A 21,041-nucleotide genomic window follows, 5' to 3' on the forward strand; every position below is an offset into this window, starting at 1 on the left:
CTGGGTGATGTACGGGTCAGTGCATCATCAGCGACGGCTGATCCCTCTCCAAATCGCTCAAGGGTTGTCCAATTTCACGGGCCAAAGCAATGCCTGCAGCCATCCAGATCTGCCCCAATTCATTGAAGGCTTGCAGGTGTGCAGGATCTTCGTTCAGCCAATGGACAAGACTGTCGAAGTGCTCGGGGTTATCAGGGCAATCATGAATCTTGATGAACAGCTCCAGTGTTCGATCCCAGATCAGATCCATGACGTTCTCGCTCTTCTCTTCCATGCTCAACCATCCCTCAGCTTGGCCCTATCAGACCGTTCATTCTCACTGACCACCCTGGACTCTGATTCCTGGAGGAATAGAAGCCACGTCGCATTACACAGCGATTTCAGCCAATATAACAACCTTAAAAGTCGATACTCAACCGTTAAGGATGTTCATGTCAATGGGTCTTTGCTCAACCATTCGGGTTGAACTGGAGAACTCATCACTTGGCACATACACATTCAACCCAAGCCCAAATCGGGCGCATGATCGCGAAGCACCGCACCGCGCGTAATCTGACCCAGGAAGAGGTGGCTGAACGCTTGGGGATTGGTAGCGAAGCCATCTCGCGCCTGGAGCGGGGTGTGGTGGAGCTTTCCGTAGTCAAGCTGATGCAACTGGCGGACATTTTCGACTGCCGGATGGATGAACTGCTGACGGAGTCGAGCAATCGTCCCAATGACCAGGGCCAGATGATCGCAGGTCTGCTGAGCGGTCTGAAAGAAAGCGACCGTGCCTTTATCCTGGCAACCGTCGAACAGTTGGCTGCTCATCTCGCCAACAAATGAGCTCATTCGCTCGCATTCGATATAGGGGCTGCTGAGGGGGACGCCCTCTGCCTTGACGTCGTCCCACCCTCTCTGCTGTAGTGCCGCAGGATCATCGCCAACGGCGACCCAAGACCGATTCGCTCCGGGCAGCTCGGTCGAACTCTTAGAGTTCGGAGCCTTCTCTTCTGCGGGATGTCGTTCCCAATTTGTGCTCGACCAGATCGTCGCGGCGGATGACCACTGTTGCCTCTGCCAGGCAGTAGCGGTCATCCGCTTCGGTGATCGTATTCAGTCCCGGAGCCTGCCGGGGAAACACTGGGCACCCTTTGTGCGCGGATGCGTGCCAGCATGTTCCAACCCAGGCCACGACAAGGGTTGGTTGACGAATCAGGGCGCAGTTAAACCAGGCTTTGCGAGGAGCATGTCGACTGCGTATGACCGTCAAAGGTGGCTTTTCTGTTCCTCGCCTGGCGCCCCGCCAGGCCACTCTTCATTTTCTTCATTCCAGTGATTGCCACTGTATTCCAGGCGCAAAAAATCGGGTTGCAGCGCCTTGACGCTCCCCTGTGACAGGCTTATACAAAGGGCGTGGTTCGCTGTCGTTGACAGCCCAGCCCAGGTAGCTTGAACCTTCAAGGCTACGCCACATTTGTGGTGGTTTACCCAAGTGCGATCAGCGTTCGGAAGCTCGCACGGTTACCGCTTCAGCGGTGATGAATGCCCACTACCGCAAGTTCGCGGACCACTACCGCGGATTTTCTTCTGCTGCACCGCTATTCCCCCAGACGCATCGTTCTGATCGTCATCGGCTTGCCGGTGACGAGTCGTTCATCGCTCGCCTTCACCTTACCCACCCTGACGGGGGCTCACTTCCCCATCAGGGACAGTGCGTCGCCGTTTTCCCTTGAAACAGGAGAACCACCATGGCCCACGCCAACCACTCCCAAGAAGCAACTACATACTTCAATCTGCACACCGTCGGTATCGGCTACCTCAACCGTGTTCGTGAAGTACAAGTCCGCCGCGGCCAGCCATTCATGGCCTGCGATATCGCCGCCCTGCACGGTGCCACCGATGCAGTGGAGTACACCCGTTTCGACTGCAAAATCGCTGGGGGCGAAGCTGAGCGTTTGATTCGTCTCTATATGGACGCCGTCAACGACGAGAAAAAGGTCTTGCTGTCGTTCCGTATCGGCGACCTGTGGATCGATCCGTTTCTCTACGAGAAAGGCGATAAACAAGGTCAACCGGGCGCCAGCCTGAAAGGTCGTTTGCTGTTCATTGACTGGATCAAGGTCAACGGCACGTTCGAATACAGAGCGCCCGCCAGGCAGGAAGCAACAGCACCTGCTGAGCAAGCGCCAAACAGTGAGCCATCCCCACCATCGGCTGATACCGAAGCTGAGGGGACCGAAAACCCAATAGAGGCTCGGGTCGAACCTGAATCTCCACCCACTCCGCGCACGGCCCGCCGCGATGCCACCCGTACCGTTCAGTCCACCTGAACAGTCCACGATGTTCCTCAACAAGGCGCTCCGTCGAGCGCCTTTTCTTCTATCTGCACAGGAGAACCCTCATGGAATCCTTCTGGCTTTGTGACGACTGCCTGTTCGCTGCGGCTTACGAGGACTACAGCACGTTATCGCTCTACTACACGACGGATGAAATCGAGAAACGCATCGCCGGTATCCATCGAGGACTGGTTCGGTTGCTGCCCATCAGTGCCGACTTCGATCCCGAAACCGACTGGGGAATTGAAGTCTTTTCACCATTGCCCTGCGACGGCTGTGGCTCCCCTCTACACGGTCAACGCCACCGATTTACTCGGCTGTAAACACCGCGCTATCGGCTAACACCCACAACTCCACACCCTCCTCGGGGACACCGCTCCCCTCGGGCGTGTACCCCTGATGGTTCCCTTCGGAGGTACCACCATGAGCACCCAACTCACACTGATTGAGACCTCGGATTTCGAGGTTGATCGCATTGTTCAAGAAGACCGAGTGATCGACGAAGCGCTGCATATTCTGGATCGTCGGCTGTTCACCCGCGGCCCTAACCTGACGTCGCCTGACGCTGTGGCCTCATACCTAAAACTGCATCTTGCGCGACAAGAGCATGAAGTCTTCGGTGTGATTTTTCTCGATGCCAGGCACCGGGTGTTGGCATTCGAAGTCCTCTTTCACGGCAGCATTGATGGGGCCAGCGTTTACCCCCGCCAAATCGTCAAACGTTCCCTAGCGCATAACGCTGCGGCCACCATTTTTGTTCACAACCACCCCTCAGGTTGTACAGAACCCAGCCAGGCGGATCGCGTCTTGACCGCACGGCTGAAAGAGACCTTGGCCTTGATCGAAGTGTGCGTACTCGATCACTTCATCATAGGTGAAGGTCGCCCTCTCTCCCTTGCCGAACATGGCTGGCTTTAACCCTTACAGGCGCCTTCGGGCGCCTTGTTCATTTTCGTGGTCCGGAGATTCACTATGAACTGCCCTCTCTTGAGATCAGAGCTGATCTCAACCGAGATCTCAACCGATTGACGTCCCCTTAATGGAGTCATGTGCGTTCGCTAGAAACGTTGAAATTGACTGTGCCAATGCGTCGTAAAAAGTCTCCACTTGCTCGACACCCTGCGCACGCAGACTGCCGTGTAGTAACCCCTTCCCCAGGTAAAGACTGACTGGAACATTGTCAGCCTCTAGTGCATCCCGGTAGGCGTAACCTTCGTCACGTAGAATGTCGAACTCGGCGACACCAATGAAAGCCGGTGCGAGCCCTCTAAAGTTGTGGGCCATCAGCGGCATTGCCGATGCCTCGCTACGCATTTGAACATTGGGGAGGTAGCGTTCGAAAGAACCTTCTAGCCCCGTATTCGACAGCAACGGCGCGTCGGCATAGAGGGTCGCCGAAGGCTGGAAGGTTTCGGTGGTCAATACGGGATAAACCAAGGCCTGCCCCAGAGGCTGCAGCTCGCCCTTGTCACGTAACGTCATGCACAGTCCCGCTGCCAACGTACCTCCGGCACTATCGCCACAGACCACGAGCTGTTCGCGACTCAAATCGCCCCCCAACTCGCCGGCCCGCAAGGCCTTCCAGACCGTCAGACTGTCGTCCAGGGCGGCGGGATAGGGATACTCGGGCGCCAACCGATAAGCCACTGCGACAATAACCAGGTTCAGCCGTTTAGCCAGCGCATAAACAAACCAGTCGTGGGTATCCAGGTTGCCTAGATCCCAGCCGCCGCCATGCAAATATAGCAGTACCGGCCAGGCTGGTTTTGGGGCCATGCCCGAAGGCTTGTAAAGACGGACCGGCAGATTGCCAAGCGCTGTGTCGGTGATCTGCAGCCCCTGAGGTTTGACCGGGGTGAAATGCCGACAACCTCGCAGAAACGCCTCGCGTCTGGCGTTGAGGCTGGCGTCGGCTGGTGCAAAGCCTTGGTTGACGCGCACAAACTCCCGCATCTCGGGAGAAAGAGAGTAACGATCGCTTTGAGACACGCTCATGGGACGGATGGCCTGTGTAATGAGTGAGGGGGTCATGTGCGGCTGTTCTTTTAACTACACCACTCGGTGCGCCTGGCCACCAAACCGGTCAGCTCTGGTCGAACACGAAACAGACGCCCCGACGCAGAGGCGTTGCCCAGGGTTTCCATGGTCAGGTCGTGACGTGAACTGGTGATGTACAAGATGTCTTTGTTCGGCCCGGCAAAAGCCAGATCAGTGGGGCTTGGCACCGGTAAACCGATCGTCCGGTCGAGCCCACCGTCTTCGCTGAAGCGCATCAGGCTCCAGCCATCGCGCAAGGTCGTCCACACGCCTCCCTGATCATCCAGCGCCAAGCCGCTCAAGCGTCCCGAGCCTTTGGGCAGAGACGCGAACCGTCGCACCGAGCTTGAACCCGCCTGCATGACAAACAAGGTGCCGGAGTCCGGCCCCACGGCAAACAACGACTCGCCTTTGGTATCCCAACAAAACGCACTGATGCGCTCCTGAAATTGCCATGCCGAGCGCAATTCGCCTTGGGTATCCAGCTCACCGAGCGTGCAGCCGCCGGCGTTGCTTCGACAAGCCCAAAGAGCGCCAGAGGGATGACTGGCCAGGCCAAGCAGGTGCTTGCCGGGCCAGTTGACCAAAGGATGTTCTTGCCCTTGCTTGTCGAGCAGCGACCAACCGTTGGCATGGGCGATCAGCAAACCATCGCGATGCAGTTCCATGGCGCAGATCGGGGCGTCGAGTCGGGCAAAGATTCGTTCACCCTGCGCATCAAGCACCCAGATTGCCGGGGCCAGGGTGTCCGCCCAATAAAGTCCCTGGCTCGCTTCACACCAACGGGGAAAAGCGCCATTGAATGACCAGGCGCCCTCCACCAACTCGACTTCACTGTCGGCGATGCGCACGCTGGACTCACTCAACTGCGCCCCCACCCGCCGCGCCGCATCGGCCAGTTCCGGGCCCAACAATTCAAGACGATCGAGGGTCAGCCGGTAAGCGGGGCCGGCGACACTCAGTGCGCCGCGAACCTTGCCTGCGTTATCACGGATGGCGGCAGCGACACAGCGTACCCCCAGCACTATTTCCTCATCGTCGATGGCATAACCGCGGGCCCGGGTGATCTTCAGTTCGGTGTGCAAGCGACGCCGGTCAATGATGGTCAGCGGGGTAAGCGCGGTGAGGGTCAGCCCCTTGAGAATTTCTTCGCGGCTGACTTCGTCCAGCGCCGCCAATATCGCCTTGCCCTGCCCCGTGCAATAGACAGGCTTACTCTGACCCAATGCAGCGGCCGAGCGCTGTGTATGCGCCCCGTCACAACGCTCCAGCGACATCACCTGATTGCCATCGAGTACCGCGAGATAGGACGTTTCGCCGGTCAAGTCGCGTAGCGAGCGCAACTCGAAACTGGCGGCGGCCACCAGATCCGGCATGAGGTAGGCGTTGCGCACCAGTTCCAAATAGCGGAACCCCAACCGATAAACCTTACGCAGCGGATCGCGTCGAATCATGCCGCGCTCGATCAAGCTGGCAATGATCCGGTACAGCGTGGTGCGTGGCAGACCCAGTTGGGCACCGAGATCGGCCTGGGACAGGCCGTCAGGTTTTGAGCCAATGGCTTCAAGCACATCCATGGCTTTTTCGAGGGCGCCAGTGCCGTCGGAGGACGTAGTCATCAGAAATTCCCACTCGTTGGAACAAACCGGTCTGCGCAGAATAAACGTCGTTTTCCGCGAGTCAATTAAGTCTTAGCATCGAATCCAACCTGAGACCAAACACCGAAACAAAGTCCCAAATTGCGGGAATAACCATCCAAATGCGCGCCGCATTTGAGCTGCATGACTGAGCCAGGAGAACAAGAATGACGCAGATCCACCAATACGCTGACGCGTATGACAATTCCGCGAACCGCAAGGTAACGGTCAGCGATGAAGTGCTGACCATGCTCGCCGGTTGCAGCAGCGGCTCGCTGACCACCCAACTGTTCAAACTCGGTTTCCGTCAGCCAGCACTGGTCGGCCTGAGGGCCCTGAGCAAAAACATCAAACCCTTCGCCGGGCGCGCCTACACCATGCGGTTCATCCCGGCACGGGAAGACATCGACACCTACGGCACCATGACCACCAAGCCGAATGGCGACAACCTGCAATGGCAGGGTGTAGAGCAGATTCAGCCCGGGGATGTACTGGTCATCGACAGCCAAAATGATCCGCGCGCAGCCTCGGCCGGCAACATTCTGGTAACCCGCCTGCTGGCTCGCGGCGCCAAGGCAATCATCACCGACGGAGCCCTGCGCGACGGCAGCGAAATAGCCGCCCTGCCGCTACCCGCCTATGCCCGGGAAATCACCGCAACCACCCGTATTTCTTACCACCACGTCGCGGACTTGCAGGTGCCTATTGGCTGCGCAGGCGTCGCGGTGTACCCGGGCGATGTCATTGTCGGCGATGCGGATGGCATCACCGTGGTTCCCGCCCACCTCGCTGAGGAGCTGGCCGAGTACTGCTCGGTTCAAGACGATCTGGAAAATTACCTGGCCATGCGCATCGCCTCTGGCGAAGCCTTGTGGGGTGTTTATCCGCCAGGCCCGGAGGCCATCGCCGCTTACCATGCCTGGATCGCTGACGGTCGCAAACCTATCCCGAGCATCATCGCTCAGCAGGAGGGCAACTGATGTCAGCCCCCACCGAACATCCATACGCCGCCCTGATCCGTCGTTACTTCGCCGCCTGCAATGCCGCCGATCACGATGAACTGGTGGCCTGCTTCACTCCGGACGCCGTGCACTACTTCCCCGCTGGTTTGCCGGAAATCCCTTGGCGCAGCGCCAAAACCATCGCCGCCAAGTGGGTCTGGTGCGTGGAGAATCTGGGCTCGCAGTGGACCATCGAAAAAATCCTGGTCAGCCACGACAGCCACGAAGCGGTGATCGAATGGACCCACTGGAAAGGCAAGCTCGGTACCGCCTTGCGTGGGGATGAGTGGTACATCTTTGACCCGCACAGCGGACTGATCAAAGAGATTCGGGCTTACTACGCCTCGCCTGCTGACAAGGAAGTCTCCATCAATGAACTGGTGGACTTCGACTATCAAGCGCGGGGCTACCACCTCAACCCTCTCGATGGAGGCTTGAAATGAGCACGTCAGAGCTGACTCGGATCGACCAAGTGGTCGCTCAATCCGCCGACACAGCGACATTCTGGGCACAATCCAGCCCCCAGGTTCGCGCAACACTGCTCGAAGGTCTGGCCGCAGCGCTGGAAACCGGTCAAACGCCATTGATTGCACTGGCCGACGAGGAAACCCACCTGGGCACAGCGCGTTTGACCGGAGAAGTTGCCCGCACGGTTTACCAGCTCCGCGGCTTCGCCACCGAAGTCATGAGTGGCGTGCCATATGCCCGTGTCGATGATCAAGCAGTCGCGGCGCCACCTCCAGTCGGTCGGCCACGGCTGACCCGCGTATCCGAGCCGCTTGGACCGGTGGCGATGTTTTCCGCAAGCAATTTCCCCTTTGCCTTCTCGGTGCTCGGAGGTGATACCGCATCCGCACTAGCCGCAGGTTGCCCAGTGGTGATCAAAGCCCATTCTGGCCATCCACAACTGTCGCGCGCCGTGTATGAGGTCGCACTTGGCGTACTCACCAAACAAGGTTTACCGCAAGGTCTTCTAGGGCTGGTCGAAGGCGCTTCGCGGGCCGTTGGAGTTCACTTGGTGGAACATCCGCAGATTGCCGCAGTGGCCTTTACCGGTTCCTTCCAAGGCGGCAGCGCACTGTGGAAAGCGGCCAACGAGCGACCCCGACCGATTCCTTTCTTTGGTGAACTGGGTTCTATTAACCCACTGGTGGCCCTTCCGCAGATTCTCGAACGTGACGGTGAACATCTGGCCAAAACGCTGGCTGGCTCAATCACCATGGGCTGTGGTCAGTTTTGCACCAGCCCTGGTGTGATCGTGTTGCTGGAGCACCCCGCCAGCGAGCGTTTCATCAAGCAACTGGCAGACGCTTTGCAACCTTTGCCAACGCATCCCATGCTGACTCCGAGCATGCGTCGCGGGTTTGATCACGGCATTGCCAGCCTGGAACAGGCCAGTGCCGCGCACTCACTGTTTACGCCTCAAGCCAACGGCCAAGGCCCGGCGCCACAACTGTTCGAAATAGCGGCGCAGGCATTTATCGATAACGCCGCACTACGCGAAGAAGTCTTCGGCCCCGCAGCCGCAGTGGTAAAAGTCGCCTCCATTGAGCAAGCGATCGAAGTACTTGAAGCGATTGGCGGCACATTGACGGCCACTCTTTGGGGTTTCGACAACCCCGACGAGCCGACCCGAAGCTTGTACCGCGCTGCCCGACGCATTGCCGGTCGGGTGTTGTTCAGCGGCGTGCCGACCGGTGTTGCCGTGACTCACGCGCAACAACATGGCGGCCCATGGCCGGCGTCGACCCAGCCGCAAACCACATCGGTCGGTTATGCCGCTCTGCAACGCTTTTTGCGACCGCTGGCACTGCAAGACGCACCGGCCTGGGCACTCGAAGAATAAGGAGCGAACAGCATGATGAAACACATTGTGATGTTCCGTCGTCTGCCCGACGTAAGCACCGACCATGAACTCGAAGCTCGCCTGGTCCAGTGGATGCACAGCCTGGAAAAGGACATCGATTTCGTTCGCGACTGGAAAGTCTCAGCCAACGAGCTGGACCGCCCGATCTGCTGGGACTACCTGCTCGAAGCCACGTTCGACGATGCCGAAGCGGTCCAGCGATACCTGCCCCACCCTGCCCACATGGCGTTGGTGGCGGAGCTGAAAAAATACTTTGAATGGGCTGCCATCGATTACAGCGACTGACCTATCAACGGCGCCAGAGCTCTCATCGGTTTTCACCGAATGGAGGCTGATTCAAACGGGCGTTCTCAAAAAGAACGTCCGCCTAGCTGATCGAACGAACACTACAAAAACAATAATCGGCATGCTCCAGATGCCGGCCGGAGATTTCAACATGCACAAGAAAAAAAACTACCGCTGGACGATCCTGACGATGCTGTTCATCGCCATGATCATCAACTACGTGGACCGTGCTGCCCTGTCCATCGCAATGCCCTTCATCACCCAGGAATACCACCTCACGCCTTCTGAAAAGGGCATGATCTTCAGCAGCTTCTTCATCGGTTATGCGCTGTTCTGCTTCGTCGGCGGTTATCTGGCCGACCGCTACGGACCAAAGCGCGTACTCACCTACGCCATGAGCGGCTGGTCGATCCTCTGCGGTTTGACCGCACTAGCCTTCAACTTCTGGTCGCTGCTGATCGTTCGCGCGCTGTTCGGTGTGGGTGAAGGCCCGGTATCCACCACTGCCAACAAAACCGTTAACAACTGGTTCCCGATCAAGGAACGGGCGCGCGCCATTGGCATTAACCAGGCGGGCGGCCCTCTGGGCGGTGCATTGGCTGGGCCGATTGTCGGTTTCCTCGCTCTTTGGCTGGGCTGGCGCGCGGCCTTTATCGTGATGGCTGTGATGGGACTGATCTGGGCGGTCTGCTGGTTCCGCATGGCAACCTCAACGCCCCAGGAGCACCCGAAAGTCAGCGCTGAAGAAATTGCCCTGATAAACGCCGAACGCGAGGTCCCGGTTATGACCGCCGCTGAAGCGCCACGTACGCCGGTGCTGGAAATCATTATGCAGCGCTCAGTACTGGTTACCGGCGTGTCGCTGTTTTGCTACAACTACATCCTGTACTTCTTTATGACCTGGTTCCCCAGCTATCTGATCGACGCCAAAGGCATCGATCTGAAGTCCATGAGCATCGTCACCTCGCTGCCCTGGCTGGTGGGGACTGTCGGCTTCCTGTGTGGTGGCGTGCTGATCGACTACATCTACAAGCGCACCGGCAAGCAGTTGTTCTCGCGCAAAGTCGTACTGGTGACCTGCCTGCTGATAGCGGCGTGCTGTATCGCACTGACCGGCCAGGTCGAAGACGTGACACAAAGCGTGGTGGTCATGACGGTTGCCATCGGTTTCCTGATGCTGACTGCTCCCGCCTATTGGTCGCTAATTCAGGACGCCGTACCGGGTCATCAAGTCGGTACCGCCGGCGGTTTCATGCATGGCCTGGCCAACCTGTCAGGGATCGTTGCGCCAACCGCCACTGGGTTCATCATCCAGACTTCCGGTACCTATGCCAGCGGCTTCGCTCTGGCCGGTGGTCTGGGCATTGTCGGAGCACTGATTGTGGCGATCTTCGTCGTCCAGCCGAAATCCTTGACTCCGTCCCTTTCGCCGGCCTGACCTTTCGCTGAGCAATGCGCAAACACATTTGAGGAGCGATACATGCAAACCATCCTGATTACCGGTGCCGCAGGCATTGTCGGCAAGGCACTGCGCCCCTTGTTGCGCGAGCACTATGCCCTGCGCCTGTTCGATCGCCTGCCGATCACCGACCTGGCGGAAAACGAAAGCACCTTTTGCGGTGACCTGACCCGCACCGCAGACATTCTCGAAGCGGTTGAGGGTGTCGACGGCGTCCTGCACCTGGCTTGCGCTCACGGCACCGATATCCATTTCGAGAGCACCCTCAAGACCAACTACAACGCGACCCTGCAATTGCTTGAGGCCGCGCAGAAGTCAGGCGTGAAGCGGTTTATCTTCGCCAGTAGTCATCACGTGCTGGGGCAATATCGCACTGACGCCGCCGAGTCGTTCGACGATTTGCCCATGGCACCGGACAGCTACTACGCGCTGAGCAAAGTATTTGGCGAGGCGTCCTGCGCGACCTATGCCCAGCGCCACGACATGGCGATTTGCGCGATTCGCATCGGTAATGCCGACCCTCTGGTCAGCGATGCCCGTCGATTGCGCCTCTGGGTCAGTGCCCGCGACCTGGCGCAGTTGGTACGTATCGGCATGGAACACCCACAGATTCGCTTCGAGGTGCTTTACGGGGTCTCCGAAAGCCCACGGCCATTTTTCAAGAATACCCGGGCCAGGGAGCTGGGCTATCGCCCGCTGGACAATGCCAAGGACTTCATCGCCCCCGGCTACCTCGACTACGACGCCATGTGCGCGCAAAGCTCCGGTCGTGACTTCCTCGGTGGTGCCTATGCGGTCAGCCCACTGGCCAGTTGCCTGGAGTGCGCATGATTATTCGCAAGGTTGATACCTTCATCGTCGAAATCCCTTTTCACGACGGCGGCAAAGGTCAAGGCATCACGCCCACCACCTGGCGCACGCTGGAAAACGTGCTGGTGCGCATCGAGGATGATCAGGGGTATGTGGGCTGGGGTGAAGCGTTCGGTTACTTCACCGCAGATGCTACCAAGGCCACCATTGATCGGTTGATCGCGCCAGTGCTGGAGGGCAGCACGGTCGAGGACATTGGCGCCTGGAACCTGAAGACTCAACGTCAGCTGCATCTGTTCGGTCGTTATGGCGTGACGATGTTCGCCATTTCCGGGGTGGATATCGCGCTTTGGGATTTGGCGGCCCAGCGTCGTGGAGTGCCGTTGCATCGTCTCTTTACCGAGAAGGTTCGCAGCCACGTGCCGGCCTACGCGAGCCTGGTGCGCTACGCCGATGGCGAGGTCGCGCCGGACGTCTGCCGCAAGGCACTGAACATGGGCTTCAAGGACATCAAGCTGCATGAAGTGACCCTTGCCGAAATCGCCCAGTGTCGGCAGGCCATCGGCTACGACGTACCGCTGTCCACTGATGTGAACTGCAGCTGGTCGATTGCCGATACCCGAGCCTGGTTGCCGAAGCTTGCTGAGCTGCAACTGGCCTGGCTGGAAGAGCCGATCTTCCCGCCGGAGGATTTCGCGACCTTGAACAGCTTGCGCGGCCAAGGGGTTTCGCTGTCTGCCGGTGAAAACTGGTGCAGCGCCTTCCAGTTCGAACAGGCGCTCAAAGCCGGGGCGGTCGACTCGGTGCAGCCGAGCGTGACCAAAGTCGGCGGCATCAGTGAATGTTTGCGTATTGCCGAACTCGCACGGCATTACAACACCCCGGTGTTGCCACACTGCCCTTACTTTGGCCCCGGTTTCCTCGCCACCTTGCACCTGGCGGTCGCTCAAGAGCAGGTTGCACAGATCGAGTACCTGTTCGTCGAACCGCAAGCCTGGTTGTACGACATCCAGGGCATGCGCCAAGGCCATTTGCTCGAGATTCCGCAAGGCACTGGCCTGGGCCAGCAGATGGATCAAAGCGTCTTCGATCGCTTCCGTCGCGCGTGAATCAGGAGCAGACAATGTCGACCCGTTTTCAGCAACTGACTTTGCAAAACGCCGAACTGAGCCTGCAATTGCTCCCCGAACACGGCGGCCGAATCGGTCGCCTGCAAGTGCGCAAGCATGCCCTGGAAATTCTGCAGCCGATCGATGCCTCGCAGTCTCTGGACCCACTGAACTGGCCCAAGGGCGGTGCCTATCCGCTGATCCCGTACTCCAATCGAATCGCCAATGCGCGGTTGCACTTTGAAGGTCTGGACTACGAGCTGCCCGCCCATCCGCAGGCTTTGCCGCACACCTTGCATGGCATTAGTCATACCCTGGCTTGGCACGTCGATAGCCAGTCGACGACCCAGGCCAGCTTGAGCCTGCACTACAGCGGCCCACACTGGCCATGGCCGATTCGGGCTGAGCAGCATTTCGAGCTGAGCGGCGGCCGCTTGCAGATCCGGCTTGCACTGTTCAATAAAGGGGAAACGCCGATGCCGGCCGGTTTAGGCCTGCACCCGTATTTCCTCGCTCACCCGCAACTGCAAGCCAGTTTGAGTTGTACCCGCCAATGGCAGATCACAGCGGACTACTTGAGCACCGGACAGCACCGGAAAGGTAACGTGGCGATGAAACTCGACAGTCAGGCCTGGCAATCCGAGACCTGTGCCCACTACCTGTCGCAATGGACCGGCAAGGTCGATCTCGACTATCCGCAGGGCCGCCTGCGCCTAACGGCCAGCCCTGAACTATCGCATCTGGTGGTCTTCGCTCCGGCCGGTTCGCCTTATCTGTGCATCGAGCCGGTTTCACACCTAGCGGATGGTTTCAACCTGCAGCCGCTGCTAGGAGAACTGAGCGGCACCCAAGTCGTGGCGCCAGGGGAAAGCCTCTCGGCCGACCTCTGTTTCGAATGGATCGAGCCCTTACAACGGCCCGGATAACCTTCCAGCCTGACCTTCATCCGTTAACTGATGCCAACCTGCCCGCCCGAGAATCTCGGGTGGTGAGCCAACTCATCTCTAAAAAGAATAAAAAATGAAAATCAAACCCTCATCGCCTCACTCCATGACCCTTTGCATGACACTCTGCGCCATGCCATTGGCAGCCCACGCCGATTTCGTCAGCGACAGCAAAGCCTCAATGCTGATGCGCAATTTTTACTACAACCATGACCTTCGGGATTCAAAAGCTCCGGCTCAATCGAAGATCGAGGAGTGGGCGCAAGGCTTCATCCTCAAGGCCGAATCAGGTTACACCGAAGGCACGGTCGGATTGGGTCTGGACATGTATGCCGGTCTCGGGATCAAGCTCGACTCCTCGCCCGACCGCAGTGGCTCGGCCCTGCTCCCCGGCGCCTACAATCGCGCAGGCGGCCCGCGCAACGCCGATCCACGCTCCGTTGATGAGTATTCCGAGGCGACCGGTGCGCTAAAAATCAAAGTATCGGAAAGCGAGCTGAAGGTCGGCGGCCTGTTCCCGAAAATCCCGCTGGTGTCTGCCGGTGACGCGCGCCTGCTGCCACAGTTTTTTGAAGGTGCCATACTCAGCGTTCGCGAGTTCGACAAGGTCGATATCGATCTCGGCCAGATGCGCGCGGTCAACTATCGTGAATTCAGTGGTAGCCGCAAAATGCAGACAGGTAACTACCTGTCGGTAGAAAGCGACCGCTTCAACTACCTGGGGGGAACCTGGCGGATTACTCCGAATGCCTCGGTTGGCGTGTGGGAAGGCGAACTGAAAGACGTTTATCGTCAGACGCTCTACACCACCACCCTCAACCAGCCGGCGGGCGCCTGGAATCTCGGCGCTGTGGTGAACTACCTCGCCTCCAGCGAAGCCGGCGAAGAACTCGCAGGCAAGCTCGACAGTCGCATGGCGTCGACCCTGCTTTCTGCGAATCTGGGCCCACAAACATTCCGCTTTGGTTTGCAGTACAACGCGGGCGATAGCGCTTTACCCTTTCTTCACGACACCGACCTCCCCGGTGTGGCCAACGCAGTCCAGGTGCTGCGTTTCGATCGCGCGCAAGAACGCTCGTGGCAAGCACGTTACGACTTCGACTTCGCAGGCGTTGGCTTGCCCGGACTGGTGGCGATGGCACGTTATGTCCACGGCGATAACTTCAAAGTTGCCGGGCAAGACGGCCAAGAGTGGGAACGCAACATCGACCTGTCCTACACCATCCAGAGCGGTACCTTCAAAGACCTGTCGTTCAGATTGCGTAACGTCGAACTGGTCGGTGATGCGACAGGACGTCGCGATGAAAATCGCTTTATCGTTTCCTATGCATTGGCGCTGTTCTGATCTTGGATGTGCCCCCAAGTCCATCATGAGAGCAAATCATGGAGGATGAGTCGAACTCTCCTGTAAAGCGATTAGCCATGACTCGGTTTTATCACTGAATCGCTCCTTCACCTCATGTCAGGTTCTGCACTGAATCTGACACGAGGTTTTTTCCATGGAGCGTTTTCTCCCGCCTGTCTGCCTGCTGGGTTTGTTGAGCGCCTGCACCGCGCAAATCCCACCCCAATGCCGACTCATCCAGAAATCGGCAGTGGCTCCAATCGGGCCCAGCACTCGAGGGGCACAACCGAAGAAGGCCATCCGGCAGAACTTCGTTATGGCCGCTATACGCTGGTCAGCACCGAGCCCACCACGGAACAACGCGATCTTCTTGCCCAAATCATTGAAGTGAACATTCCGTCCAGCCTGAGCCCTTCCGTGCAGGATGCGTTGCAGTACGTACTGCAGCGCTCGGGCTATTCGCTCTGCCCCGTTACCGCGTCGGTGAGGATGCTCTTTACTCGGCCCCTGCCCGCGGCCCATTACCGGCTTGGGCCAATCCCTTTGCGCAGCGCGCTACAAGTGCTGGCTAGCCCCGCCTGGCAACTTACGACCGATGAAGTCGGCCGTTCGGTCTGCTTCGAACAGCAGAAAGCTGATGTCGGCATCGTGCAGGTCACACCAGGCCCGTCCCATCAGGCGGAGGCACATCGATGAAAGCCTCGACGTTTCAAAATCTCATTGTTGGGTTGCTTTGCCTGGCAGTCGCCGGGCTGAGCGGTGGTTTGTATAACCAGTATCAGCGCGTGGCCGAGCTGCAGAGCACGAACACCCAATACCGACAAACCCTGGATACCCTGCAACGTGATTCAAACACCCTCAAGGACGCACAGGAGAAGCTGCAGTACGCGCTGAAAGACCTAAAACAGATGGTCGACTCCGGTGAGCAACGGGCCAATACCCTCGATCCGATGTTGGATCAGTGGGCGCAAGAGATACAGGAACTGCGCGATGGTCTCGCAGCCCGCGCCACCCAGGCAGACCTGACCGCGCTGCGCGCACGCCTTGAGCAGGTCGAGCAGCAACTCCTGGACCTCAGGACAAAGCCATTCCCTCCACCGCCGACGCCTTCTGCGACCAAACCGAAAAAGACCGCTCGCCCCAAACCCACCCCGCTTTCGCCACCGTTCTCAGTGTTCGGAGTCGAGTTCCGCGGGGGGGAGCGCTTTCTGGCGGTCGCACCCCATGACAGTCGCTCGCTCATGGATGTCCGGCTGCTACATAGCGGTGAGCAGCTCGGGGCCTGGCACCTAAAAGTGCTGGAGCCGAACTCAGCCATCTTCGCGGTGGCCGCTCAGCCAGACCAGACCGTGCAACTCCCTTGAGACGCGATCATGAACAGAGCGCTACTGCCCGCCGTCATCTGTCTGGCTTCGCTACTGGCCATGGGTGCGGCGGTGGGCAACCCCGTCACGACACCGTCACGGCGTCAGGACACGCAGTCCACTCCCCTGGGGCGCTCTCACTCTGAACAGGCTGCGAGCTGGGGGCTGACGGAGCAGGAGTGGACGCGTTTCGAACAGATCCAAGCTGGCCCTCGCGGTTTCTGGAGCCCGAACCTCGACCCACTGACCGCACTCGGGGTTGAGGCCGAGACCGACCAAGAGCGCCAGCGCTATGCGGAATTGCAGGTAGCGCTGGAAGCCAAACGCGCAGAGCGCGAGTTGGCCTACCAAAATGCTTACACCGCTGCCTGGGCCAAGCTGTTTCCCGGGCTCTTGCCGATCCAGGGCATGGCATCCCCACCCTCTGCCAGCTCATCGGTCGTGCCGCGCCAGGCCCTGTTTGTCGAGGACCACTGCCCAGCGTGCACCGCCGAAGCGCAACGTCTGCAAAGCAATGACACGGCGTTCGATATCTACCTGGTGGGCAGTCAAGGCGAGGATGAACGCGTCCGTAGATGGGCTCGGCGAACAAACATCGATCCGGCCAAGGTGCAACGCCGGCAAATCACCTTGAACCATGACCGTGGTCGCTGGTTCAGCCTGGGTGCCCCGGGACCATTGCCCGCCACATTTCAACAGGTGAATGGACAATGGCAACGCCTCGACTGAGTGGTCTTGCGCTCGTGCTGATGGTGCTCACCGTCCAGGCTGACGAACTTCCGCCTCCTGCCTATCAATTGGCGGCGTATGACGCCGACATCCCATCTACGGTACTGTTCGCGATTGCTCTGCAGGAAAGTGGTGTCCACGTCCGTGGTGGACTGCTGCCCTGGCCCTGGACCCTGAACATCGCCGGAACACCCTACCGCTTCGCCACTCGACAGGCCGCCTGCCAAGCCTTGCTTCAAGCACTCGCCCGGCATGACGCCAAGCGGGTCGATGCCGGACTCGGGCAAACCAACCTGGGTTATCACGGACAACGTTTTTCCAGCCCCTGCGAAGCCCTCGACCCCTACCGAAACCTCGCCGTGACCGCCGCTCTGTTGCAGGAACATCACGCCGCCACCGGTGATTGGGTGTTGGCTGCGGGACGCTATCACCGCCCTGCAGGAGGCGCGCTGGCCGCACGTTACCGTGCCGGCTTCTCCCGGCAACTCGAACGGTTGCAGGTTTCCTTCAAACAGGGCACACCACCATGAAACGAATCCCCATCGCCTGTTATTTCACCCTGCTCTTGGCGCCTTTCGCCCAGCCGGAGCTGACCGTAGCTGGGGATCCGGCTGGCGACTTCACCCGACTCCATTTTCAAGTTTCCAGGCCCCCATTAAACAACAAGATCCAGTCTGATCGGGCCATGCAAGCGGACCTGTCCACGTTTGCCGATGGAGCCTGGATACTGCCCGTTCGCAGCTCTCACTTGAGCCCAGGCCAGATCACGTCTCGCGCCCTGAACATGCCAGGCTTGCGGCCATTTTTCCTGGTCGGTGAGGATCCTCACTCACTGGCTTGGTTGCGTCAACGCGCGGCTAAACTGCAGGAAATGGGCGCGGCTGGCCTCGCCGTCGAAGTGGCCGATACTGAAGCCCTGGCCCGGATTCGAGCAGCCGCTCCAGGCATCACCATCCTGCCGGTCAACGGCAACGACATCGCCACCCGCCTGCAGATTGAGCACTACCCCGTCTTGATCACTGCCACCTCACTGGAACAGTAAGTCCAAGTCATGGCCGAGCATGCGATGGAGTCCAAGCTCCGGCCAGCGGTGGAGCTGTACACCGTAGCGATCTGCATCGCTGCTGCAGTGTTGTGCGTGTACTCGCCCTGGGCTGTTGCCCTGTCACCCGAGATCGGTCTGGTTGCAGCGCTGGCTTATGCCCTGTTCGGCTTTATCCGGCTGCGACAAGCTTGGGAGGTGCTGCGTTATCGGCGCAATATCCGTCGCCTGCCCCGCTACGAGCTGACCAGCCGGCAGATTCCGGTCAGCCGCAAGCGTCTGTTCATGGGCCGAGGCTTTCGCTGGACCCGCCTGCACACCCAGCGCTTGGTCGAGGCCCAGGATCCGGCGGTCGCTCACTATGTCGACCAACCACCCCGTTACCGCCTGGCACGTGGACTCGAACGGCGCCTGGAACATGCACCGTTTCCGTTCTCGACACTGGCCCGAGCCACCGCCTGGGACAGTGCCTTCAATCCGTTGCGCCCTTTGCCCCCAGTAGGTGGCTCGCCGCTGTTGCATGGGGTCGAGCCTGACGAAACAGAAGTCAGTCTACCGCTGGGCGAACGGGTCGGTCACACCCTGGTGCTCGGCACTACCCGTGTCGGCAAGACGCGACTCGCCGAGGTGTACATCACCCAGGACATTCATCGCATCGAACATGAGGTGGTCATCGTCTTCGATCCGAAGGGCGATGCCGACCTGCTCAAGCGCATGTATGTCGAAGCCAAACGCGCCGATCGAGATAAGGAGTTTTATGTTTTCCATCTAGGCTGGCCGGAGATCTCCGCTCGATACAATGCGGTGGGACGCTTCGGGCGTATCTCGGAAGTGGCGTCACGCATCGCTGGGCAGCTCAGCGGCGAAGGTAACTCCGCAGCCTTTCGTGAGTTCGCCTGGCGTTTCGTCAACATCATCGCCCGCGCCCTGATCGAGCTGGGCCGACGCCCGGACTACCTGCAGATCCAGCGACATGTGGTCAACATCGACGCCCTGTTCATCGAGTACGCCCAGCAGTTTTTCGCCAAGACCGACCCAAAGGCGTGGGAAGTGATCGTCCAACTTGAAAGCAAGCTCACCGAGAAGAACATTCCCCGGCATATGATCGGGCGCGAAAAGCGGGTGGTGGCCATCGAGCAGTACCTGGCGGTAAAGCGGGTGTTTGATCCTGTAATGGACGGACTGCGTTCAGCAGTGCGGTATGACCGCACCTACTTTGACAAAATCGTCGCCTCGCTACTACCGCTGCTGGAGAAACTCACCACCGGCAAGACCGCCCAGTTACTGGCTCCCAACTACACCGATCTGGATGACCCACGGCCTATCTTCGACTGGATGCAGATCATCCGAAAACGCGGCATCGTCTACGTCGGCCTGGATGCGCTGACCGATGCCGAGGTCGCTGCCGCCGTGGGCAACTCCATGTTCGCCGACCTGGTCTCGGTCGCGGGACATATCTACAAACATGGTATCGACCATGGTCTGCCTACATCGAGCAGGAGCACCGACAAGCTGCCGATCAACCTGCACGCTGACGAGTTCAATGAGCTGATGGGCGATGAATTCATCCCGCTGATCAACAAGGGCGGTGGTGCCGGCATCCAGGTGACAGCCTACACCCAGACCCTCAGCGATATCGAAGCGCGCATCGGTAACCGCGCCAAGGCCGGCCAGGTGATCGGTAATTTCAACACCCTGCAAATGCTCCGTGTGCGCGAAACCGCCACCGCTGAGCTGCTTACCCAACAGTTACCCAAGGTCAACGTGCTGACCAAAACCCTGGTGTCGGGTGCCACCGACACCTCCGATCCTGAGGCCAACACCGACTTCACCTCGTCCTCACAGGACCGTGTCAGCAGCGCCAGTGTGCCGCTGATCGAGCCTGCACACATCGTCAGTTTGCCCAAAGGGCAAATGTTCTCCTTCCAGGCCGGTGGGCAGCTCTGGAAAGTCCGCATGCCCTTACCAAAACCCTCCAACGACGATGCCATGCCCAAGGACTTGCAGGAGCTCACCCAGCGAATGCGGGTCACCTACAACGCGCAGGCGGGGCAATGGTGGAGCGCCAGTGGTGGTGGCCCAACAACAAACTTCGATCTGGATCAGGTGGGGTAGCCCGCCCCTGCCACAGGTTTCAATTCAGCAGAAAACGATCCAGAAGATGTAGTGCCCACATCAACTCTGCAGCGCGCTATGGAGTGAACGATGGCGACTTCCGCCCAGAACACGCCACCACAACCGATCCAGCGTCCAGGACTGATCATCTCGACGATCAGCCTAGTACTGCGCGTCATCGGCTTGTTGATCGCCTCGTTGCTGTTCTCGATCCTGATCGAGTTCGCTGGTTTGCTGCTGTTCTGGGGTGATCAGGGCTGGCGGCATAGTCAGGCCATGCTAACCAGTGAGTTAGGCTGGCTCAGCGAGCACTTCAAATCTTCACTGCTCATCCAACAGCCTGGGCCAACGATTATCCAGTGGATGGATCTCCTCAATCATTGGTTACTGGTCAAAACTGGTTTTGCAGATTTTGCCCAGCAGGCTCGGGTATCGAGCATGGGCAACAGCTTCTGGGGGTGGATCAACCAGTTTTACGTGAGCATTGAAGATTTTGTGCTGGCGGCGGTGTATGTGACCTTTACCTTCGTGGTGCGCCTGACCATTCTGGTCCTGGCCACACCATTGTTTCTGCTGGCCTCTCTCACCGGTTTTATCGATGGTTTGATGCGTCGCGACCTGCGCAAATTTGGCGCGGGGCGAGAAAGCAGTTTTGTTTATCACCGCGCTAAACGGGCAGTGATACCGCTATTGCTTGTGCCCTGGATCATTTACCTATCCCTGCCCTTTTCGCTCAATCCTATGGTCGTATTTTTGCCTTGTGCTGTAATGCTTGGCATCACAGTAGCAATCACGGCAACTACATTTAAGAAATATCTCTGACTCGGAAAAATTATATTTTCCCTTTAGATATCCCCTGGTGTCAGGATCGTTATTCAGCGACTGCAGAACTGACACAGCGCAGTGTTGACCTGCCCGTATTCGACTTCGACTCCCCACTTCGAGCGGAGCGGTGAATGAAAGGCAAACTTTCACAGTT

22 protein-coding genes and 1 pseudogene are annotated in these 21,041 nt (G+C 58.8%); 20 read left to right on the forward strand and 3 right to left on the reverse strand.

What is annotated here, in order from left to right; genetic code table 11:
* Positions 1-16: 16 nt before the first annotated feature.
* Positions 17-274 carry a hypothetical protein gene (locus AB7M29_RS21260; protein WP_454247850.1) on the reverse strand — a complete coding sequence of 86 codons (258 nt, stop codon included), beginning with the start codon at positions 272-274 and terminating at the stop codon, positions 17-19.
* 209 nt (positions 275-483) lie between these two features.
* Here AB7M29_RS21260 and AB7M29_RS21265 point away from each other — a divergent pair, with 209 nt between their 5' ends.
* From AB7M29_RS21265 to radC, 4 genes are all read left to right on the forward strand, one after another.
* Positions 484-825, forward strand: a complete 342-nt coding sequence (locus tag AB7M29_RS21265; protein WP_454247851.1) for a helix-turn-helix domain-containing protein — start codon at positions 484-486, stop codon at positions 823-825.
* A gap of 905 nt (positions 826-1,730) precedes the next feature.
* Positions 1,731-2,312 (forward strand): STY4534 family ICE replication protein, encoded by a 582-nt coding sequence (locus tag AB7M29_RS21270; protein ID WP_454247852.1) that lies wholly within the window; start codon positions 1,731-1,733, stop codon positions 2,310-2,312.
* 71 nt (positions 2,313-2,383) lie between these two features.
* Positions 2,384-2,641, forward strand: a complete 258-nt coding sequence (locus AB7M29_RS21275; protein ID WP_454247853.1) for a hypothetical protein — start codon at positions 2,384-2,386, stop codon at positions 2,639-2,641.
* Between the two features lie 100 nt (positions 2,642-2,741).
* Positions 2,742-3,236 carry a RadC family protein gene (gene radC / locus AB7M29_RS21280; RefSeq protein ID WP_454247854.1) on the forward strand — a complete coding sequence of 165 codons (495 nt, stop codon included), beginning with the start codon at positions 2,742-2,744 and terminating at the stop codon, positions 3,234-3,236.
* 99 nt (positions 3,237-3,335) lie between these two features.
* Here radC and AB7M29_RS21285 read toward each other — a convergent pair whose 3' ends face one another.
* Positions 3,336-4,349 carry an alpha/beta hydrolase gene (locus AB7M29_RS21285; RefSeq protein WP_454247855.1) on the reverse strand — a complete coding sequence of 338 codons (1,014 nt, stop codon included), beginning with the start codon at positions 4,347-4,349 and terminating at the stop codon, positions 3,336-3,338.
* Positions 4,350-4,363: 14 nt separating this feature from the next.
* Positions 4,364-5,974 carry an IclR family transcriptional regulator domain-containing protein gene (locus AB7M29_RS21290; protein WP_454247856.1) on the reverse strand — a complete coding sequence of 537 codons (1,611 nt, stop codon included), beginning with the start codon at positions 5,972-5,974 and terminating at the stop codon, positions 4,364-4,366.
* A 185-nt stretch (positions 5,975-6,159) separates the two neighbouring features.
* On the opposite strand from AB7M29_RS21290, the gene AB7M29_RS21295 reads away from it, so the two are divergent.
* From AB7M29_RS21295 to AB7M29_RS21370, 16 genes and pseudogenes are all read left to right on the forward strand, one after another.
* Complete coding sequence (locus AB7M29_RS21295) at positions 6,160-6,972, forward strand: RraA family protein (RefSeq protein WP_454247857.1); 813 nt, start codon at positions 6,160-6,162, stop codon at positions 6,970-6,972.
* A complete protein-coding gene (locus AB7M29_RS21300; protein WP_454247858.1) occupies positions 6,972-7,436 on the forward strand; it encodes a nuclear transport factor 2 family protein in 465 nt (154 codons plus the stop codon). The genes AB7M29_RS21295 and AB7M29_RS21300 overlap by 1 nt, the downstream gene beginning before the upstream one ends.
* Complete coding sequence (locus tag AB7M29_RS21305) at positions 7,433-8,839, forward strand: aldehyde dehydrogenase (NADP(+)) (protein ID WP_454247859.1); 1,407 nt, start codon at positions 7,433-7,435, stop codon at positions 8,837-8,839. The genes AB7M29_RS21300 and AB7M29_RS21305 overlap by 4 nt, the downstream gene beginning before the upstream one ends.
* A 12-nt stretch (positions 8,840-8,851) precedes the next feature.
* Positions 8,852-9,145, forward strand: coding sequence for a Dabb family protein (locus tag AB7M29_RS21310; RefSeq protein WP_454247860.1), 294 nt, complete (start codon positions 8,852-8,854; stop codon positions 9,143-9,145).
* Between the two features lie 151 nt (positions 9,146-9,296).
* Positions 9,297-10,583 carry an MFS transporter gene (locus AB7M29_RS21315; RefSeq protein WP_454247861.1) on the forward strand — a complete coding sequence of 429 codons (1,287 nt, stop codon included), beginning with the start codon at positions 9,297-9,299 and terminating at the stop codon, positions 10,581-10,583.
* A gap of 42 nt (positions 10,584-10,625) precedes the next feature.
* Positions 10,626-11,435 (forward strand): NAD-dependent epimerase/dehydratase family protein, encoded by an 810-nt coding sequence (locus AB7M29_RS21320; protein WP_454247862.1) that lies wholly within the window; start codon positions 10,626-10,628, stop codon positions 11,433-11,435.
* Positions 11,432-12,523 (forward strand): mandelate racemase/muconate lactonizing enzyme family protein, encoded by a 1,092-nt coding sequence (locus AB7M29_RS21325; protein ID WP_454247863.1) that lies wholly within the window; start codon positions 11,432-11,434, stop codon positions 12,521-12,523. The genes AB7M29_RS21320 and AB7M29_RS21325 overlap by 4 nt, the downstream gene beginning before the upstream one ends.
* 14 nt (positions 12,524-12,537) lie before the next feature.
* Positions 12,538-13,449: an aldose 1-epimerase gene (locus tag AB7M29_RS21330; protein WP_454247864.1), complete on the forward strand. Its 912-nt coding sequence runs from the start codon at positions 12,538-12,540 to the stop codon at positions 13,447-13,449.
* 94 nt (positions 13,450-13,543) lie between these two features.
* Positions 13,544-14,812 (forward strand): OprD family porin, encoded by a 1,269-nt coding sequence (locus AB7M29_RS21335; RefSeq protein WP_454247865.1) that lies wholly within the window; start codon positions 13,544-13,546, stop codon positions 14,810-14,812.
* Positions 14,813-14,966: 154 nt separating this feature from the next.
* Positions 14,967-15,508, forward strand: a pseudogene (gene pilL2 / locus AB7M29_RS21340) (PFGI-1 class ICE element type IV pilus protein PilL2).
* Positions 15,505-16,176: a chemotaxis protein gene (locus tag AB7M29_RS21345; protein ID WP_454247866.1), complete on the forward strand. Its 672-nt coding sequence runs from the start codon at positions 15,505-15,507 to the stop codon at positions 16,174-16,176. Before pilL2 ends, AB7M29_RS21345 begins: the two are co-directional and overlap by 4 nt.
* 9 nt (positions 16,177-16,185) lie before the next feature.
* Complete coding sequence (locus AB7M29_RS21350; protein ID WP_454247867.1) at positions 16,186-16,905, forward strand: TIGR03759 family integrating conjugative element protein; 720 nt, start codon at positions 16,186-16,188, stop codon at positions 16,903-16,905.
* Complete coding sequence (locus AB7M29_RS21355; protein WP_454247868.1) at positions 16,887-17,435, forward strand: lytic transglycosylase; 549 nt, start codon at positions 16,887-16,889, stop codon at positions 17,433-17,435. Before AB7M29_RS21350 ends, AB7M29_RS21355 begins: the two co-directional genes overlap by 19 nt.
* Complete coding sequence (locus AB7M29_RS21360; RefSeq protein ID WP_454247869.1) at positions 17,432-17,947, forward strand: integrating conjugative element protein; 516 nt, start codon at positions 17,432-17,434, stop codon at positions 17,945-17,947. Before AB7M29_RS21355 ends, AB7M29_RS21360 begins: the two co-directional genes overlap by 4 nt.
* A 9-nt stretch (positions 17,948-17,956) precedes the next feature.
* A complete protein-coding gene (traD, locus tag AB7M29_RS21365) occupies positions 17,957-20,062 on the forward strand; it encodes a type IV conjugative transfer system coupling protein TraD (RefSeq protein ID WP_454247870.1) in 2,106 nt (701 codons plus the stop codon).
* 90 nt (positions 20,063-20,152) lie between these two features.
* Complete coding sequence (locus tag AB7M29_RS21370) at positions 20,153-20,884, forward strand: TIGR03747 family integrating conjugative element membrane protein (protein WP_454247871.1); 732 nt, start codon at positions 20,153-20,155, stop codon at positions 20,882-20,884.
* Positions 20,885-21,041 lie beyond the last annotated feature (157 nt).

It is taken from the genome of Pseudomonas sp. F-14 TE3623 (assembly GCF_053629015.1).

Excerpts from the sequence above, each read along its gene's own strand:
- AB7M29_RS21305 (WP_454247859.1), top strand. The coding sequence starts at position 7,433 with ATGAGCACGTCAGAGCTGACTCGGATCGACCAAGTGGTCGCTCAATCC.
- AB7M29_RS21350 (WP_454247867.1), top strand. The coding sequence starts at position 16,186 with ATGAACAGAGCGCTACTGCCCGCCGTCATCTGTCTGGCTTCGCTACTG.
- AB7M29_RS21285 (WP_454247855.1), bottom strand. The coding sequence starts at position 4,349 with ATGACCCCCTCACTCATTACACAGGCCATCCGTCCCATGAGCGTGTCT.
- AB7M29_RS21335 (WP_454247865.1), top strand. The coding sequence starts at position 13,544 with ATGAAAATCAAACCCTCATCGCCTCACTCCATGACCCTTTGCATGACA.
- AB7M29_RS21300 (WP_454247858.1), top strand. The coding sequence starts at position 6,972 with ATGTCAGCCCCCACCGAACATCCATACGCCGCCCTGATCCGTCGTTAC.
- AB7M29_RS21310 (WP_454247860.1), top strand. The coding sequence starts at position 8,852 with ATGATGAAACACATTGTGATGTTCCGTCGTCTGCCCGACGTAAGCACC.
- AB7M29_RS21260 (WP_454247850.1), bottom strand. The coding sequence starts at position 274 with ATGGAAGAGAAGAGCGAGAACGTCATGGATCTGATCTGGGATCGAACA.
- AB7M29_RS21345 (WP_454247866.1), top strand. The coding sequence starts at position 15,505 with ATGAAAGCCTCGACGTTTCAAAATCTCATTGTTGGGTTGCTTTGCCTG.
- AB7M29_RS21360 (WP_454247869.1), top strand. The coding sequence starts at position 17,432 with ATGAAACGAATCCCCATCGCCTGTTATTTCACCCTGCTCTTGGCGCCT.
- AB7M29_RS21320 (WP_454247862.1), top strand. The coding sequence starts at position 10,626 with ATGCAAACCATCCTGATTACCGGTGCCGCAGGCATTGTCGGCAAGGCA.
- AB7M29_RS21275 (WP_454247853.1), top strand. The coding sequence starts at position 2,384 with ATGGAATCCTTCTGGCTTTGTGACGACTGCCTGTTCGCTGCGGCTTAC.
- AB7M29_RS21370 (WP_454247871.1), top strand. The coding sequence starts at position 20,153 with ATGGCGACTTCCGCCCAGAACACGCCACCACAACCGATCCAGCGTCCA.
- AB7M29_RS21295 (WP_454247857.1), top strand. The coding sequence starts at position 6,160 with ATGACGCAGATCCACCAATACGCTGACGCGTATGACAATTCCGCGAAC.
- traD (WP_454247870.1), top strand. The coding sequence starts at position 17,957 with ATGGCCGAGCATGCGATGGAGTCCAAGCTCCGGCCAGCGGTGGAGCTG.
- AB7M29_RS21330 (WP_454247864.1), top strand. The coding sequence starts at position 12,538 with ATGTCGACCCGTTTTCAGCAACTGACTTTGCAAAACGCCGAACTGAGC.
- AB7M29_RS21315 (WP_454247861.1), top strand. The coding sequence starts at position 9,297 with ATGCACAAGAAAAAAAACTACCGCTGGACGATCCTGACGATGCTGTTC.
- AB7M29_RS21270 (WP_454247852.1), top strand. The coding sequence starts at position 1,731 with ATGGCCCACGCCAACCACTCCCAAGAAGCAACTACATACTTCAATCTG.
- AB7M29_RS21325 (WP_454247863.1), top strand. The coding sequence starts at position 11,432 with ATGATTATTCGCAAGGTTGATACCTTCATCGTCGAAATCCCTTTTCAC.
- radC (WP_454247854.1), top strand. The coding sequence starts at position 2,742 with ATGAGCACCCAACTCACACTGATTGAGACCTCGGATTTCGAGGTTGAT.
- AB7M29_RS21355 (WP_454247868.1), top strand. The coding sequence starts at position 16,887 with ATGGCAACGCCTCGACTGAGTGGTCTTGCGCTCGTGCTGATGGTGCTC.
- AB7M29_RS21290 (WP_454247856.1), bottom strand. The coding sequence starts at position 5,974 with ATGACTACGTCCTCCGACGGCACTGGCGCCCTCGAAAAAGCCATGGAT.